We start from the raw sequence: 16892 nt of genomic DNA on the forward strand, positions 1-16892 counted from the left end.
CCGGGGTGCCTTACTGGTGCTTATAAACCTTGCCGTCTTTCATCACGAAGCTCACATTTTGTAGTACCGTGATGTCCTCCAGCGGATTCCCTTTTACGGCAACAATATCGGCCAGTTTACCTTCCTCCAGATGACCAATATTTTCATTTTTCAGTAACTTTGCTGCCGTTTTAGTCGCTGACTGGATCGCTTCTGCTTCCGATACGCCAGCCTCTACCATGTACTGGAATTCAAGCGCGTTATCGCCGTGCGCTGAAACACCGCTATCGGTGCCAAAAGCAAAGTTCACACCAGCCTTATAAGCCTTAGCAAAAGTGTCCTGAATTTGGGGTCCTATGGCACGTGCTTTTGGTCTGACAACATCGGGGAAATAGCCGTCAATTTCAGCTTTCTTAGCAACAAATTTACCGGCCATAATTGTCGGAACCAAATAAGTACCATGCTCTTTCATTGCAGCAATCACTTCGTCATCCATGTAAGTGCCATGTTCCACCGAGGTGATCCCCGCTTTTACAGCACGTAACATACCGGCTTTGCCGTGAGCATGGGCTGCAACGTGAAAGTTATAATCGTTAGCAATATCCACCAGAGCTTTTAATTCATCATCGGTAAACTGTGGGTTATCGCCACTACTGGCCATACTTAAAACACCACCTGTTGCGGTAATTTTGATGAAATCAGCTCCATCTTTATAATGCTGGCGTACGGCCTCACGTGCGCCCTCCGCACTGTTAATGACACCGTCTTTTGGTGTGGGACGCCCCATGAGTTCTTCCTTCCAACCATTAGTAGGGTCGGCATGCCCACCTGTCGTTGCCAACGATTTGCCCGCAGAATAAATTCTGGGACCATCAACGACACCGTCATTGATGGCATCGCGCAGAGCAATAGTTACATTATAAGAGTCACCCGGATTTCTTACCGTGGTAAAGCCCGCATTCAGCGTTTTCATACCGTAATGCTGAGCAGTTAAAGCGAGATCGGCTGGGTTTTCAGTAAACTGTTTTATGTATGAATTCGGCCCGGACTGACCGTCAAGGTGCACGTGTAAGTCTATAAGACCGGGTAAACAGGTATGAGAACTCAAGTCGGTAATCGAAGCATCATCACCGGGTCGGTTCACTTTTACAGCGGTAATTTTGTTGTCAGTAACTTCAATATAACGCTCACCAGCCAGACGACCACTCTCACTATCAAAAACGTTTCCGCAGTGCAGCCATTCACCGGCTTGAGCGGAATGCCCGGCTAAAGCGACAGTCAATCCGATAGCTATCTTTTTCAGCATAGTTCCCCCTAATCTTCATTCTGGTTATTGTTCTTCTTTGATACTCCGAACTCTAACCAATTGCAACGGCAGCGACCAGCATTGAGACAAAAAGTCAGTCTTTGTCGATAGTTACCGGAATAGGGGTCCCCCAAAACTCTCTAATTTGTGCATCATTACTTACTAATGAAGCAAGAGTATAGCCCGCCAGAAAGTCGTAGAAGGTTTCTTTCCCCTGATTGATCACATGTTTCAGCTCGCAAACAGGAAAAATAGCGCACTCGGGTTTATGGCAGTCGACCCAGTACTCATCACCCTCCAGTCTGCGTATGACTTTATCCAGCCGGATATCAGACGGCTTAATAGCCAACAGGAAGCCACCATTTTTACCACGACGCGTTTCAATTAGACCTTCTTTGCCTAATTGATGAACGACCTTATTTAAGTGATTGCGGGGAACATTGAATATGCCGCTCAACTCATCAATAGTGGCGCGCTTCGTATCCTCTTTTGCAGCAAGATACATAAGAACTCGCAGACCGTAATCTGTGTACTTTTTTAATTGCATGGTGGCGCCCTTTTGCCGTTATTCGCTCTGTTGCTTAAATGTCATTTGACGGCCCCCACGAGTGCTCAATATCAAGCGCCCTTTATCATCAATATTCACTTGATAAACTCGCTCCAGAACACTGCTGAACTCTTGCGAGAGTTCGTTAGCCTCGCCACTGCACGCCATTTTTGTGCTTCCTGTAATACGAATTTGAGCGAGTTCTCCACCCATGTTGTAGTTCCCAAAATAACGATTACAACCATTAAAACCGGCAAGCTGGCTGTCTTTCAAAAACTGAATGGTTGCCGGCTTAGAATGTATCGCATGGCTTTCAAATTCAGAGAGCTCCCAGGTAGCCCCCTGAAGTAACCATTCGCTATCGCCACCGCAGCCAGAATACATGCGGTCAGATTCTTGTAAGTCGACCTGGTATGGATATAAACGTCCGCTCATCGAATCGCGACATAGTCTGTCAATAACAATAAGATGTTTATCGGTCGTCGACTCAATACGCCATTCATAAGGTTGCTCAGAAACAACCTCCGCTGCGACTAAATCAATAATTGCTTCGCTCTCAGGAGTGGTCAGTGCCATATGCTGTGGATTTACCGCCACTTGCCAAAAAGGCTCATTACCTCTTGCCGTAAAGTGTTTGGGTAAAGTGCCTTGCTCAACACACAGCGGCATTTCCTGACCCCGCCAGGTAATATCGGCTTCGTTACCTTTATTCCAGACTTGAGTTAATGGATCTTTATCATTTGAGTAACGAGCTCCGGAGCCACTCACAGCCCGAGGTAACTCTTCCTGTTGCGACCCGTAACTTAACAGCACACCGTTTTCTTTTTGCAGTACACTGAGCTCGCTGGCACCACACTGGTAATATGTCGGCACTTGCTCTTTCGGAGTTAACAGGGCGCAACCTGACAGCAGCATTACAACGAGAATAGAGACACTTCCTTTCATATGTATCGCGGGCATACTTGCCATCCTTATATTTTTAACCGTTAAGTTAGAATTCTATAGATCGCGCTGGTAATTGCATTAATTCTTCCAAGTCTTTTTCAAATCTGTGGAAGCAGCGCCAGAATCAAGAGCTAGATCAAAAAACAACGGAATCTATTATTGCGAATCATTCTTATTTTAATTATCATCCCCTCGAATTTAATTAATCTAAAATAATTTTTTAATAAAGGTGAACCGAGTCCGTTATGAAGAAAACGATCTTAGCCAGCACCATATTGGCCGCTCTTGCAACTCCCGCTATGGCCAATAACGCCAACGGCGATACTGATATCGAGCAAATCAAAATTATTGGCAGTAAAACAGACGCCCGCAATGTAGCCGGCTCCAGCGCCGTCATTGACGAAGAACAGATGCGCATTGAAGTTCCGAGCGACATCAACCAGTTAATGAAAACCATCCCGGGTGTTTATGTCCGTGAAGAAGATGGCGAAGGCCTACGTCCGAATATCGGTATTCGTGCTGCAACAGCAGGGCGTGTCAGCAAGGTCACGCTGCTGGAAGACGGTGTCATGATGGCTCCGGCACCTTATTCAAACCCGGCCGCCTACTACTTCCCGACCACCTTCCGTATGTCATCAGTTGAAGTATTAAAAGGCGCTCCTTTACTGCGTTACGGCCCACAGACAACCGGCGGAGTTCTAAACCTGGTGACAACACCCGTTCCGGAAGACTTTGGCGGCCAGGTACTAACTGAATTTGGCGAAAACAGCAGCCGTGACATTCACGCTCATGTGGGCGGTACGGAAGGCCAGTGGGGCTTTTTATTAGAAACCGTTCAACGCAGCAGTGACGGCTTCAAAGAAATTGACCGTAGCAGCCGCGATGCCGGTTTTGATATTGAAGACTACGTTGCAAAACTGCAGTGGACTGGCGAGCGCCAGAGCTTGTTGGCCAAAGTTCAATATTCAGAAGAAATCTCAAACGAAACTTATCTCGGTTTGACCGATGAAGATTTCGCTCAGAATGAAAACCGCCGTTACGGGCTGTCTGAGATTGACCAGATGGATAACTCGCACAAAGGCTACAGCTTAAACTACGCGTTTGAAGCGACGGATAATCTGACTTTCAGTATTTTAGGCTACTACAACGACTATGCCCGTAACTGGTTCAAACTGGATGGAGGTAATGCGTACGTCAGTGCGGCTAATAACGGTGACGCCGAGGCATTGGCTATTTTGCGAGGCACTCAGGATGAAGCCGGTTTGAACTACAAAAACAACAACCGTGCTTATGAATCAAAAGGCATTGAAGCCAATGCTCAGTTTGCTTTAGGAACTCATAACCTTGAAGTAGGTGTTCGTGACCACAGCGACGAGATGGATCGTTTTCAGCCGGTTGAAATTTATGATCAGGTTAACGGCAGCCTCGTCTACCAGGGCGAAGTTATGCCTACCGGCGGCAATAACCGTTTAGAAGGCGCTGACGCAATTAGCTTCTGGCTGACAGATCGGTGGCAGGCAACAGAAGACCTTAATGTACACTTTGCGCTGCGTTATGAAGACGTAGAGTCTTATCGTAATCAGTTTGCTGATACGGCTCGCGAGCAACTGGACAGCACGCGTTCAAACGATAGCGACGAGTGGTTGCCGGGCGTATCCTTCACTTATGACGTCAACGATAACTGGCAAGTACTGGCCGGCGCACATAAAGGTTTTTCGCCTTTAGGCGGCGGTGCCAAAGAGTTCCAGGAACCAGAAACCAGCAATAACTACGAAGCCGGCGTTCGTTTTAACCAAGGTTCTTTCTTTGCGGAAGCTATTGGTTTCTACAGCGACTTTAGCGACACCACCCAGCAATGTTCAATTGCTAACCCTTGTGACAACGGTGCTGAGTCGGGTAACTACGTATTGGGTGAGTCAGTAGTTCGCGGTTTGGAATTCCAGGCGAGCAATACCTTTGAAGCAGGAAGTTTCTTAATACCTATTGATGTTACTTACACCTATACCAAGGGTGAAATTAGCGAAGACAACCTCAATAACCTTGACGGCGACGAGTTAGCTGACATTCCACAAAACATGTTCAGTATGCGTATTGCACTCGATAACCAACAAGGATGGGTAAATTATGTTGTCGCCAAATATGCTGACGAAATGTGCGTCAGCACCGGCTGCAACCGAAGCAACAGCCGCTTTGACAAAACGGAGTCCGTTTTTGTCACCGATTTTGTCAGCCGCTACGAAATGAACAACAACATGGCGGTTTATTTCAAAGTTGAGAACCTATTCGACCAACAGAAGATCGTTGCTCGCTCACCACATGGCGCGCGTCCGAACAAACCTCAAACCGCTTCTTTCGGTGTGGAATACACTTTCTAAAAGCCAATCCCTCCCTGCATTTGTTATGGCCCCATTTTTATGGGGCCATTTTTTCTGGGCCGCCTTATTGCGCTAAGCTAATAAGGTAATCCGCTAACGCGCCCATGCCTGTTTTCTTAACCCCCGCTTCGCGTTCTGCACTTTGATTATAGTTAGTGTTGGTGTTCACATCGTAAACGTACAGCTCGCCTTTTGCGTCTTCAATAAACTCAATGCCGGCCACATCAATATCATTGGCCTTCAAGAATGCTTCCAGCGCAAAAATAATTTCATGGTCATTAAAGCGCTGTGTAATAGTGAATTTATTGGGTTGATTGTTCTCAGCAGGTGCTTCATTGGTTGGGCAAAACGCATCATCCACACTGCACACATCGGCCGGGCATAGCTCAAAGCCTTGCTCAGTGTTCACGTTAACCGCGTAAATAAATTTCTGCCCGACAAATTCGCTGCGCGTAATATGCGGTTGCTTTGGTTTAATGTATTCCTGTAACAGCCAGATGCCATCTAACGGCTCTTCATAATCATCGCTGTTTATGTAGCTCTTTAAGCCAGCAACATCATCAAACTTAATAACACCTAAGCCTTTACCACCGCGGTTAGGTTTTAAAATCAATGGCCACTCGGCAAATTTCTCAGCGGCCTCGGTCAGCAGCTCTTTCCCCACCACAGCCTGTGTTTTAGGCACGTTGAGACCGGCTTTTTGTAATGCCGCATACTGCGACAGCTTACACACTTCCAGCGCCAGCACACGGGTACCATTAACCACGGTTCTATTACTGTTTTCCAACCAGGTTAACGCCATGCGAGTCAGCTCCGGTGCAAAACGATGTCCTCTTGTATGCGAGGAGGCACTCATACGATTATAGTAAACCGCATCTTCCGGAAGCTCGGAAAAAGGTATAACCCCCGTATCCAGGAACCATTCTTTGGCTTGCACACCGCGTTTCTCAAACTCTGCTCTTAGTGGCACCAGCCACTCTTCATTTTCGTGCAGAATAACAATATCTCGCATGGTTACCTCTTAGCGTCTCAGCTGATGTATCAGCAGAACTACGACAATAAAAATAAGCCCTGACAACAATACCTGCCAGGGAACAAAAACGGCCAGCCCAAGACAACTGACTAAACCTAGTATGGATACCCATTTAGGCACAAAACGATCACTTTTTGTGACCTTCAGTGCCGCTAAATTCGTGATGCCATAATACACTAAAACCGTGAAGGCACTGAACGACCATGCGGTCTTTATATCACCAATAGCGACCAACACTAGCATGACAAAACAAGTTAACCAGGTTGCCGGTGGCGCCGAGGTTTGTTGGTCATTTAAGTTAGCAAAGCGCATTGGCAAATCGGCTCTGCGCCCCATGGCCAGAACCACCCGCGACACCCCCAAAATTAAGTTGAGAATAACTCCGCCCATAGCGACCACTGCACCCACGGCCACTAACCATTGTATCGGTCCAGTTGGCAACAAACTCGCCAAAGAGAAGTGCTCCGCCTGGAAGTCCGCTATGCTGGGAAAATGCAAGAGAGCGCTACCAACCCCCAAATACAGAAGCGTCACAACCGCCAGAGTTAAAATAACGGTCAGCGGAATAACCTGACGCGGATTTTGTACCTCTTCCCCCATGGTGGCAATACGTCCGTAACCTGTGTAGGCAACAAAAAGCAGAGCTGCCGCCTGCAAAACGTGCCACCACTCGACCGAAGCCCGCTCAACAACAACGGCGGTTTGTTGATGACCTGTAATAATAAAAGCCAGCAGAGCCACTATGCTCACCGTAACAATGGCTGCATTAACCCAGTTTGTGCGCTTAACGCCCCCCAGTACTAATAACGTAAATAGCACCAATACTGCGGCGGCTATCCACTGTGCTAAATATTCAGGTATTGCCGTGACATTCGTCACATACCAGCCTACCGCCAGCGCAGCGGTTGCCGCTGACGCACTTTTTGCTACTACGAACAAGCTACCCGCCGTTACGCCATAAGCCGGGTTCAAAAACCGATAACCATATTCATAGGTGCCGCCGCTTACTGAATGTGCGGAAGCTAACTGAGCCGAAGACAGGCCATTGCATAAAGCCGTTACTGCCGCAATGAGAATGGCCCATAAAACGGCACCACCGGCAATATCCGCACCAATACCCACACTAACGAACGCACCGGTACCTAAAATGGAACCCAGCCCTAAAACTATAGCTCCAGCCAGCGAGGTGGAACGCACGAGTTGTTGACTCATAGGCTGCCCTTTTTTCTTTCGTTGGTTATTCAGTCACTTCTCTATTATCTTACAGGGTAAAAGATGAACTGGATGTGACAACCACTTAATGAAACATTTAGCACTGGGGCCCATAACCGCCCTTATTGTATTACTCACAACACAACTGGCAAACATGCCGTTACCCGCGGCTCTAACCTTAAGCACCGTTGTCTGGGTGGCCTGGTGGTGGGTAACCGAGTGCATCCCTTTACCTGTCACCTCATTACTGCCTTTTGTGTTGCTTCCAACGTTTGGGGTTATCGACACACAAACCGCCGCAGGCGCTTTAGGCGACAACATCATTCTGTTGTTTATGGGGGCATTCATGCTGGCCAAAGCCGTTGAAGCCAGCGGTGTTCATAAACGCATGGCTCTGTCTTTGATTGCCCGCATTGGTGCTGACAATGGTCGCAAAGTGGTTATTTCCTTTATGGCAGCAACCGCCTTTCTGTCCATGTGGATATCGAACACAGCGAGTGTTTTAGCACTTTTACCCGTTGCTTTAGCTCTGGCCGATGCCAGCGACGACGAAAATTTCCAGCGGGCTTTGCTGTTAGGCCTGGCCTACGCCGGCTCACTTGGCGGCGTCGCGACGTTAGTAGGAACACCACCAAATCTGATTTTTGCGTCTATTTACCAGAATATTACCGGCGTAGAATTCGGTTTTACCCGTTGGCTGGGCATTGGTTTACCCATGGTTCTGCTGGGGTTACCTATTATCGCACTTTGGTTAACGCGTAACGTCAAACTGTCAAAGCCACTTGAGTTGCCAACCACCAGTGAAATGACAACCTACGAAAAGCGCGTGCTGATGGTATTTGGTACTGTCGTCGTTTTGTGGATAACACGTACCGCTCCCTTTGGCGGCTGGACTGGATTGCTTGGCGTTGGCAACCTCAATGACGCGACCGTTGCCCTGGCCGGCGTTGTCTCTATGTTTGTTATTCCTACCGGAAATGCGAAAAACGAGAAACTGTTAAACTGGCCGTTGGCTAGAGATATTCCCTGGGGCATTCTGCTATTATTTGCCGGCGGTATTTGCTTAGCCCGCGGCGTTATGGAAAGTGGGCTTGGCGAACTTATTGGTCAGTCTCTCACGGCGTTGGACGCTCTGCCATTGTGGTTACTGATTTTTGTTTTGAGTCTGACCGTATCCTTCGTTACAGAAGTCACCTCCAATACAGCAACTGCCACCTTGCTGATGCCAATTCTGGCTGCCACGGCAACAGCACTTGAGTTACCTATCGAGTTACTCATGATACCGGCGGTTATTGCCTGCAGTTGTGCCTTTTGCATGCCGGTGGCCACACCGCCAAACTCTATTGTTTTTGCCTCTAATAGAGTCACTATAAAAGACATGGCGAAAGAAGGCCTGGTACTGAATATTTTGCTGGCCATTGTCACAACACTAGTGGTATTAATTTTTGTCTAGTGCGCCGACAGCTCTGACAGGCTATAATCGCACGCTTTCATCTCCTCAAAAGGATCTGACATGAGCGACTTCCCAGCCTGCCCTGAGTGTAAATCAAGCTTCACCTACCACGATGGTACCTTATTAGTTTGTCCTGAATGCGGACACGAATGGTCTGAAAACGAGCCAGAAACAACTGACGATGCACCCACTTTTCGCGATGCCAACGGTGCACCACTGGAAGACGGCGATACTGTCACTGTCATTAAAGATCTTAAAATTAAAGGTTCATCATCGGTCGTTAAAGTCGGTACCAAAGTTAAGAATATCCGTTTAATTGATGGTGACCATGACATCGACTGTAAAATTGATGGTATTGGTGCAATGAAACTGAAATCTGAATTTGTTAAAAAGGTCTAAAATCGGATACCGGAAATTACTATGAGAACGCTTTTAGCTGTCTGCCTTGTTCTTTTTTCGTCATTTACTTTCGGGAAAAGTAATGAACAAACTGTGGTGCTTATTTCAATTGATGGCTTTCGTCACGACTATATTGAAAAACATGACGCCAAAAACATTGCAGAATTAGCTAAAAGCGGTGTGCGCAGTAAAGGGCTTATTCCTGTTTATCCGTCAAAGACATTCCCAAATCATCTATCTATTATCACCGGCCGTTATCCCACTAATCACGGCCTGGTGGATAATAATTTTTACGATACCGAACGCCAGCAAAAGTACAGCATGGGCGACGGCTTAGAGGACAGTAGCTGGATTACCGCTTTACCCCTATGGAACCTTGCCGAATTTCAGGGCGTAAAAGCGGCGACCTTTTTCTGGCCTGAGTCTGATGCCCGCATTAATGGCCGGACGCCCAGTTACTTCTATCATTACAGTACACCGGTTCCTAATAGCCAACGAGTAGACCAAATTATTGAATGGTTAAAGTTACCGGAGCAAGCGCGTCCAAGACTGGTTACTGGCTATTTTTCTGTCGTTGACACAATGGGTCATCGGTTTGGCCCGGGCGCTAAACAAGTGAAAGGTGCAGTTCAGCACGTTGATAAGCTTATTGGCGAGTTATGGCAGCGAATGCAAACGGAAGTGGATGCGCCGGTTAATCTGGTTCTGGTTTCTGACCACGGCATGGCGCCGATAAAGGCCAACAATATGATTGATGTTAATGAGCTGAATATTGATGAAGAGCTTTTTAACGTTGTGAATGCACAAACTCGACTGCTTATTTACGCAAATGAGGAGACTTCGGACAAGCAAGTGGACTCACTCCGACAACGCCTGAACCAAATGGCTGATGCCCCCTTTTATACAGAATCGGAAGCAGCGTTGGCTCAACGGCACTTCGTGAATAGCCCACGGGTTCCTGCCATTGTTTTAGCAACGGATGCTCCTACCAGCTTCGCTACACGACCGCGTAGTCAGTGGTCAGACGGCGGCACTCACGGGTATTACGGCACCCGCGATATGGACGGCTTTTTTGTTGCAGCCGGAAGCGGTTTTCATCGTGGCCAGCAAATTGAGCGTTTTGAGAATATCCATATATACCCAATGCTGGCAGAATTACTCAATTTAGAGCTGCTCACCGAAATTGATGGCCGGGCTGACGTACTCCGGCCAATCTTAAAAGCGAATTAATTATCGTCAAGTTGCGGTGTTTTCATAAATATCGCGACTATTGCTGCCGTGATGGTGCCGACAACAAGGGCAAAAAGCATTGACTGAATAATATAGCTACCTAAAGTAAAATAAACTTCTGCTTGCTCAGCGTCCATTCCACCTTCATTAACAGCAAAGTTACTAACGTTTTCAAAATAATTCGGTGAAATAATAACGTGTGTTATCCACTGGCTAATTGGCGTTAAAACCGCCACCACAATGGCTATAATCAGACCACTGATAAACCCCTGTTTCCAGGTCATTGATCCGTTAAGATCTTTTTCTCGTTTTTCTCTAAGTGCTAATACATAAATGGCGATAGCAATAAGTGCAAAGAAGTTCGAGTAAGTTGAATGGTAAGCAATGTAATTGTCATGAAGACCAACTAGCCTTGCTATTAATACCCACAACATACTGACTATAATAAAAATAACGCCCCACTTTATTTCTGTTGTTCGTGTTTTAAGCATTCTGGATTACCCTTTTGTAAAGATCCCTAAAAACAATAGCACTATTAAGGGATAGTCTGTAATTATAGTCCCGTTTTAAACGAATTAATTCAGGAGGATTCTCGTGGAAATACCCAGCATGCTCGCTATCGTGGCTGCACTGTGGGTTGTTCTGGTGATAGCCGGCGCTTTTGAGGCCGTTCGCCATTGGGCACTTGTCCGTAAAATTCCAGTGCGAGTCCATGTAAATGGTACTCGGGGAAAAACCAGCGTTACCCGGTTAATTGCGGCAGGATTACGCAGTGGTGGTAAACGCATTTGTGCTAAAACAACTGGTTCTGCAGCAGCTATTACCGACCCGGATGGTCGCGAATTTCCTATTTACCGAATAAGCGGTGCAAATATTATTGAACAAATGCGCACACTCAAAAGAATGGCAGCATTAAAGCCTGAAATTGTGGTTATGGAATGTATGGCACTGCAGCCTCAGTATCAGTCTTTGAGTGAATTGCGAATGGTTCGCTCAACTGTTGGTGTTATTACCAATGCCCGTGCCGACCATTTAGATGTTATGGGCCCCGGTGAGAACGATGTCGCCTTAGCTCTGGCAGGTAGCACCCCACTAAAAGGCGACTTATTCACCGCAGAACGCGACTTACTGGATGTGTTTAAACATTCATGTAACGACCGTAAAAGTGAACTGCATGGCGTAACCGAGGACGAAGTTAACGCTATTACCGATGACACCATGAAGCGTTTCCGTTACGCAGAGCACGCCGAAAATGTTGCTTTAGCTCTGAATGTCTGCCAGCACCTTGGTGTTGACCGGGAGAAAGCTCTGGATGGCATGGTTGCATTAGAGCCGGAAGCGGGTGCCATGCAGGTTCTTCACGTTAACTACTTCAAGCGCGAAATTGTATTCGTCAACGCCTTTGCAGCCAATGACCCTGAGTCTACAGGACGCATTTGGGAAAATATGCTGGAAAAACATGGCGAAGAGCGACGTAAAATTGTTTTGATCAACTGCAGGGCTGACCGCCCCCACCGCTCTCAGCAAATGGCCGAAGACATCGTCAAATGGAGTCCGGCAGATAAATATCTGCTGATGGGCTCAGGAACCTTCATTTTCGTCCGTAATGCCGTGAAATACGGCCTTGACCCCGAAAAGCTACTTGTTATGGAAAATGCTGAGATGACCGAAATTACCGAAACTATTTTAGAAGAATCCGGCAGCAGCGCATTAGTTGTCGGTATGTGCAACATTCACGGAGGTGGCGAAGAAGTCGCTCGTTTCTTCCAGAACCGGGCAATCAAGGAGGAAGATTTATGATTGCATTAAACATTCTTGCCGTTGCCATTGGTGTCGGTTTATTTTTTACTTTGTTACTCACACAAACATTAGGTTTAGCCGCCGGCGGCTTGGTTGTTCCCGGTTATGTTGCATTGCAACTGACTGATCCTCTAAGCTTGGCTATCACGCTTGTTGCGGCGCTTATTACCTACCTAATTGTCAGAGTTATTGCCAGCTTCGCTATTATTTATGGGCGTCGCCAAACCATTATCATGATTCTTACCGGTTATCTCATTGCCGGCTTGATGGATTTATTCCTTGGTAACATTGTTAACTGGGTAGATTTGCAAATGATAGCAGGCGGTGGTGATGCACAGGCTCAAGTTGCCACTCTTGAATCTAGCTTTATGATGTCGATTATGGAAAGTAGCATCGTCGGCTACATTATTCCCGGGCTTATCGCTATTTGGTTTGATCGGCAAGGCGTACTGCAGACCTTATGCGGACTCGCAGTAACTGCGGTACTGGTCCGCTTGGCACTTATCATTATTATGCCGGAATCATTACAAATGTACGAAGCAAGCCAAGCATTTCAGATGCCAGGCTGGTAACAGGAGGACGAATCATGAGTAGTTTTACAAAGATTTATTGGCGTTCGTCGGGCGTACCAACCTGGGGACTTATTTTTCTTATCGTACTGTCAGTAATCGTTATGGTTTCTGCGGAAAATATAAAACAACGCGATCCCGTCGTTGATGACAATTACGCAACCATGGTTAATGCGTCAAAAATAATGCGTGAAGGTATGCAGGTTCTTAAACCGTTACGCGCAAAACTGGCTCCAATTAACCCGGAGTTCGACCCCCAACGCTCTGGCATGGTTGGTTTGGAAAACAGTATTGTTACCACTAACCATGGTAGTCGCGAATCCAAACAAACCACTGTTAACCCTAACTGGGCAGCGGTCGCGGTCAAATTAATGGCAGATGCTGGTGTGCAGGAAGGAGATTTAGTTGCAGTTACGGTATCAGGCTCCTTTCCGGCAATGAACCTGGCCGTCTATTCAGCTATCGAAGCGATGGGAGCAGAAGCGATTATTATCGCTTCCGCATCATCCTCGCAGTGGGGCGGAAACGTACCCAACTTTCTATGGCTTGATATGGAGCGAGAACTCCGCGAAGCCGGCGTACTCAGTTCAAAACCCGTTTACGCTTCTATCGGAGGTATTGAAGATCGGGGAATTGGTATTCCCGAAGAAGGCATTACCTCAATACGAAATACAATAGAAAGAGCCGGTATCAATTTTATTGATCCTGCAAGCTACCAGGAAGCCGTCGCTGACCGTATTGCCATATTTCGTGAATATTCAGCTGACCGTCAATACAAAGCTTTTGTAAACGTCGGTGGTGGCGCGACTATAGTAGGCCCTCCCGGTATTGATGATATGTTCAAGTCTGGTCTTCAGAGGGACGCTCCTTCACGAGCTTTTGCTGTCGACACCATGATGGGCTATTTCCTGCAAGAAGATATTCCGGGTATTCACTTTAGTGGCATTAAAGATATGGCCACACGACATGGCCTTCCGTTAATGCCACAAGAAGTTGTGCCCGTTGGCAATGGCGGTATCTATTCAGCAACCGTTTATAACCGCTGGTTAGCACTTGGTTTAGGCCTTGGTTTATTCGCCATGACCTGGCTTATCGTCCGCTCTGCACGCATCACTAGCTTGTGGCGCCGAACCGGCGAAAGCGGTAAGAGCACGAAACCGATGGTTTAATAGAACCAAGCGCAACGGGAGCAAGTTAACCTTTGCTCCCGTTTTTTAAGTCATAACAATGACAAATTGCCTGCCACGCGTCTTCCGCACTATCTACAATCTGGAACAAATCTAAGTCGTATTCTGCAATAGTGCCTTCTTCTACCAGTAAATCGAAATCGATTGCCCGACTCCAAAACTCAGAACCAACCAAAACGATAGGTACTGGCTCAGACTTTTTGGTTTGTACCAAAGTTAAGGTTTCGAATAACTCATCGAGTGTTCCAAACCCTCCGGGAAAAGCAACTAACGCACGGGCTCGTTGCAGAAAGTGCATTTTGCGAATAGCAAAATAATGAAATTGAAAGCAATATTCAGGCGTTATATATGGGTTCGGGCGTTGCTCATGAGGCAGTACGATATTCAGCCCAATACTTTCGCCTCCGGCTTCCATCGCACCACGGTTTGCAGCTTCCATTATGCCGGGACCACCGCCACTAACAATCATCAGGTTTTCTTCATCGTGCCTCAGGTTATGTTCAGTCGCAATACGCGAAAAATCCAATGCCTGCTGATAATAAGCGCTATTTTTTAATGCCCGCTGAGCACGCTTTAAGTTACCCTTTAAGCTGTCGTTATCCGGGTCTTCTGCTAATGCCTGCTCGGCCATTCGGGCATCATGCTGCGCCTGTTCGGGGGATAAAAATCGTGCACTACCAAACACAACAATGGTTGCGTCTATCTGATGCTTTTCGAGGGTTAACTGAGGCTTTAAATACTCCAGTTGCAAGCGTACCGCGCGCAAATCGTCCTGCAGTAAAAATTCATGGTCGGCAAATGCCAGCTTATACGAACCTTGCCCTTCTATCTTGGCAATAGATTCTTCAGACTGCTTTGCTGAAATTAAGCGGCGTCGATGTAATTCATTTTCTGTCATGGGAAGCCCGTATGCATAGATTTAGTGTTGACCAATAACGGCCAGTTTATCTTAAATACAGAGCAAAGCCTTTTGAATTATTCTCTCTCCAGCCGCATAGAGACCATGTCATTATTCTCGCCCACCTCTTGAAATCCCAAATCTTTATAAAGTGACCGGGCCGGGATATTTTCAGGATATACATTCAACGTAATAAACCGGGTTTGCTGCTGCGCCCAGGCATTTTCCAGTAATGCTTTTACAAACAACCGACCGACCCCTTGACCTCTAACTTTTGGGTTAACAATAAGGCACGCCAGGTGAATACCATTCTCTACTTTTTCATAGGCCTGAGCAAAACCAACCAGCTCTTCATTCTGATAAAATGCAAAAGTCCCGCGCTCATTGCCTTTAATCTGTCGCCAAATAGCCTCTGCCGGGCTGCCATACCGAACTTTATCGCCAAACCACAGACGAAACTCGGCAGCATTCTCAGGCCAGGTCAGTGCCACTTTTAATTCGTTGATTTCAGCTTTCTTTAGCATCGCTCTTTGTCTAAATAGTGGGATTTTCAACGTAAATTATCACAGAAAAAAAGCCAACGTCGCATTAGTTCGTTAACTAAGGTAATGTAAAGCAGATAAAAATAACCTCCTATAAGAGGTAATTAACGGCACCATGCTAAGCAATACCAAACTGCACCAGAAGCTCGCTTTACCCTTAATTATTCTCTCTCAATTACTCGGTACTTCCCTGTGGTTCAGTATTAACGGAGTCTGGCATCCTTTATCGGCAGAGCAGCAACTCACTGAATCAGACTTAGGCGCTCTAACCCTGGCTGTGCAGCTGGGCTTTATTATTGGCACTCTGTCACTGGCATTAACCGGGTTGGCTGACCGTTACCGCGCCAGTCAGATCTTCCTGTTCTCAAGCATGCTTGGCGCAGTCGTTAATGCACTCTTTATTCTTACCGTTGATATTTCCAGCATAGCCTGGTTGCTGCGCTTTTTAACCGGGCTGTGCTTAGCTGGAATTTACCCAATGGGAATGAAACTGGTGATATCCTGGGTGCCCCGTTACGCTGGCAGTGCACTTGCCTGGCTATTGGCGATGCTTACTCTGGGCACGGCCTTGCCCCACCTCATGCGCGGCATAACTCTGGATTTTTCATGGCAGATCCCGTTACTGGCCTCTTCACTATTGGCATTGCTTGGTGGTTTATTAGTGGGCTGGCTTGGTAGTGGGCCTCATTTACCTAGCGTAGCGAAGCCCCACACGTTCCGTTCCGGATTACGCGCATTAATCCAACCTAAATTTCGTGCCATAGCAATAGGCTATTTTGGTCATGCCTGGGAGCTCTACGCTTTTTGGATGCTGACACCCTTGTTGGTATTGCACCCACTGGCGACTCTAAACCTGCCATTAAGCGCGGCATCCTGGCTGGCATTTAGTATTATTGCTATTGGCAGTCTGGGCTGTATTGGCGGCGGTATCATGAGTAAAAAAATAGGCGGTTTACGCGTTGCCCGACTGGCTTTATTCAGTTCCGGTGCCATTTGCTTACTATACCCTTTAATGACAGAGCTTCCTGCAGAGTTAATTTTCGGTTTGTTACTATTGTGGGGTCTAACTGTTATCGCTGACTCGCCACAGTTTTCGGCACTAGCCGCCCAGTTTGCGCCAAAGGAGAATATTGGTTCGGCACTGGCTATAATGAATGCCATTGGCTTTTCTTTAACACTACCGGCAATATGGCTAACCAGCAACTTGTGGTCTATACATAATGAATGGGTCACCTGGCTTTTACTGCCCGGTCCCGTTATTGGTTTATGGGCAATGCGTAAATTATCAGCATAGAGAAGAAACATGACGACAGAACAGAAAGACCAGCGTATCTACAAGCACGGCATTTTCACCATTGTCGGGATAATTGCTGCTTTAGCTCTTATTTTTCTTATTGCCAGGTTTGGCTAAGTGAGT

At 46.9% G+C, this 16892-nt stretch carries 16 protein-coding genes; 8 read left to right on the plus strand and 8 right to left on the minus strand.

The genetic code is table 11. The features are described from left to right. Positions 1-10: 10 nt before the first annotated feature. The 3 genes from RJ32_RS12665 to RJ32_RS12675 form a co-directional block, all read right to left on the minus strand. Positions 11-1285, minus strand: a complete 1275-nt coding sequence (locus tag RJ32_RS12665; protein WP_034822707.1) for an amidohydrolase family protein — start codon at positions 1283-1285, stop codon at positions 11-13. Between the two features lie 94 nt (positions 1286-1379). Further along, entirely contained in the window at positions 1380-1832 is a 453-nt protein-coding gene (locus RJ32_RS12670) for an Rrf2 family transcriptional regulator (protein WP_034822709.1), read from the minus strand. A gap of 18 nt (positions 1833-1850) precedes the next feature. Continuing rightward, positions 1851-2792 carry an META domain-containing protein gene (locus RJ32_RS12675; RefSeq protein WP_034822711.1) on the minus strand — a complete coding sequence of 314 codons (942 nt, stop codon included), beginning with the start codon at positions 2790-2792 and terminating at the stop codon, positions 1851-1853. Between the two features lie 230 nt (positions 2793-3022). Between RJ32_RS12675 and RJ32_RS12680 the strand changes: the two genes are divergently transcribed. Next, the gene (locus tag RJ32_RS12680) at positions 3023-5152 is read left to right on the plus strand and encodes a TonB-dependent receptor domain-containing protein (protein ID WP_034822713.1); all 2130 of its coding nucleotides are present in this window, start codon (positions 3023-3025) and stop codon (positions 5150-5152) included. Between the two features lie 64 nt (positions 5153-5216). Here the strand turns inward: RJ32_RS12680 and RJ32_RS12685 are convergent, their stop codons facing one another. Beyond that, positions 5217-6164 (minus strand): RimK family alpha-L-glutamate ligase, encoded by a 948-nt coding sequence (locus RJ32_RS12685; RefSeq protein WP_034822715.1) that lies wholly within the window; start codon positions 6162-6164, stop codon positions 5217-5219. Positions 6165-6173: 9 nt separating this feature from the next. Beyond that, positions 6174-7397: an APC family permease gene (locus RJ32_RS12690; RefSeq protein ID WP_034822717.1), complete on the minus strand. Its 1224-nt coding sequence runs from the start codon at positions 7395-7397 to the stop codon at positions 6174-6176. 88 nt (positions 7398-7485) lie between these two features. Here RJ32_RS12690 and RJ32_RS12695 point away from each other — a divergent pair, with 88 nt between their 5' ends. From RJ32_RS12695 to RJ32_RS12705, 3 genes are read left to right on the plus strand one after another with little or no spacing between them, the layout of a single operon-like run. Next, positions 7486-8850 carry a DASS family sodium-coupled anion symporter gene (locus tag RJ32_RS12695; protein ID WP_034822719.1) on the plus strand — a complete coding sequence of 455 codons (1365 nt, stop codon included), beginning with the start codon at positions 7486-7488 and terminating at the stop codon, positions 8848-8850. Between the two features lie 60 nt (positions 8851-8910). After that, positions 8911-9249, plus strand: a complete 339-nt coding sequence (locus RJ32_RS12700) for a zinc ribbon domain-containing protein YjdM (RefSeq protein WP_034822721.1) — start codon at positions 8911-8913, stop codon at positions 9247-9249. 21 nt (positions 9250-9270) lie between these two features. Then, positions 9271-10479, plus strand: coding sequence for an ectonucleotide pyrophosphatase/phosphodiesterase (locus RJ32_RS12705; protein ID WP_034822723.1), 1209 nt, complete (start codon positions 9271-9273; stop codon positions 10477-10479). On the opposite strand, the gene RJ32_RS12710 is transcribed toward RJ32_RS12705, so the two are convergent. Continuing rightward, positions 10476-10970 carry a DUF4199 domain-containing protein gene (locus tag RJ32_RS12710; RefSeq protein WP_011235625.1) on the minus strand — a complete coding sequence of 165 codons (495 nt, stop codon included), beginning with the start codon at positions 10968-10970 and terminating at the stop codon, positions 10476-10478. The genes RJ32_RS12705 and RJ32_RS12710 overlap by 4 nt on opposite strands. A gap of 103 nt (positions 10971-11073) precedes the next feature. Here RJ32_RS12710 and pgsB point away from each other — a divergent pair, with 103 nt between their 5' ends. The 3 genes from pgsB to pgsW are packed head-to-tail and all read left to right on the plus strand — an operon-like array spanning position 11074 to position 14017. Then, on the plus strand, positions 11074-12279 hold the full coding sequence (gene pgsB / locus RJ32_RS12715; protein ID WP_011235626.1) for a poly-gamma-glutamate synthase PgsB: 1206 nt from the start codon (positions 11074-11076) through the stop codon (positions 12277-12279). After that, on the plus strand, positions 12276-12851 hold the full coding sequence (gene pgsC / locus RJ32_RS12720) for a poly-gamma-glutamate biosynthesis protein PgsC (protein WP_011235627.1): 576 nt from the start codon (positions 12276-12278) through the stop codon (positions 12849-12851). Before pgsB ends, pgsC begins: the two co-directional genes overlap by 4 nt. 14 nt (positions 12852-12865) lie before the next feature. Beyond that, positions 12866-14017: a poly-gamma-glutamate system protein gene (pgsW, locus tag RJ32_RS12725; RefSeq protein ID WP_034822725.1), complete on the plus strand. Its 1152-nt coding sequence runs from the start codon at positions 12866-12868 to the stop codon at positions 14015-14017. 25 nt (positions 14018-14042) lie between these two features. Here the strand turns inward: pgsW and RJ32_RS12730 are convergent, their stop codons facing one another. Both RJ32_RS12730 and RJ32_RS12735 read right to left on the minus strand, forming a co-directional pair. Further along, complete coding sequence (locus RJ32_RS12730) at positions 14043-14933, minus strand: TIGR00730 family Rossman fold protein (protein WP_034822727.1); 891 nt, start codon at positions 14931-14933, stop codon at positions 14043-14045. A 77-nt stretch (positions 14934-15010) separates the two neighbouring features. Continuing rightward, positions 15011-15457, minus strand: coding sequence for a GNAT family N-acetyltransferase (locus RJ32_RS12735; RefSeq protein WP_034822729.1), 447 nt, complete (start codon positions 15455-15457; stop codon positions 15011-15013). 133 nt (positions 15458-15590) lie between these two features. On the opposite strand from RJ32_RS12735, the gene RJ32_RS12740 reads away from it, so the two are divergent. Further along, a complete protein-coding gene (locus RJ32_RS12740; RefSeq protein ID WP_034822731.1) occupies positions 15591-16769 on the plus strand; it encodes a nitrate/nitrite transporter in 1179 nt (392 codons plus the stop codon). Positions 16770-16892 lie beyond the last annotated feature (123 nt).

Origin of the sequence: Idiomarina sp. 28-8 (genome assembly GCF_000320945.2) — a bacterium.
Lineage (GTDB): Bacteria > Pseudomonadota > Gammaproteobacteria > Enterobacterales > Alteromonadaceae > Idiomarina > Idiomarina loihiensis.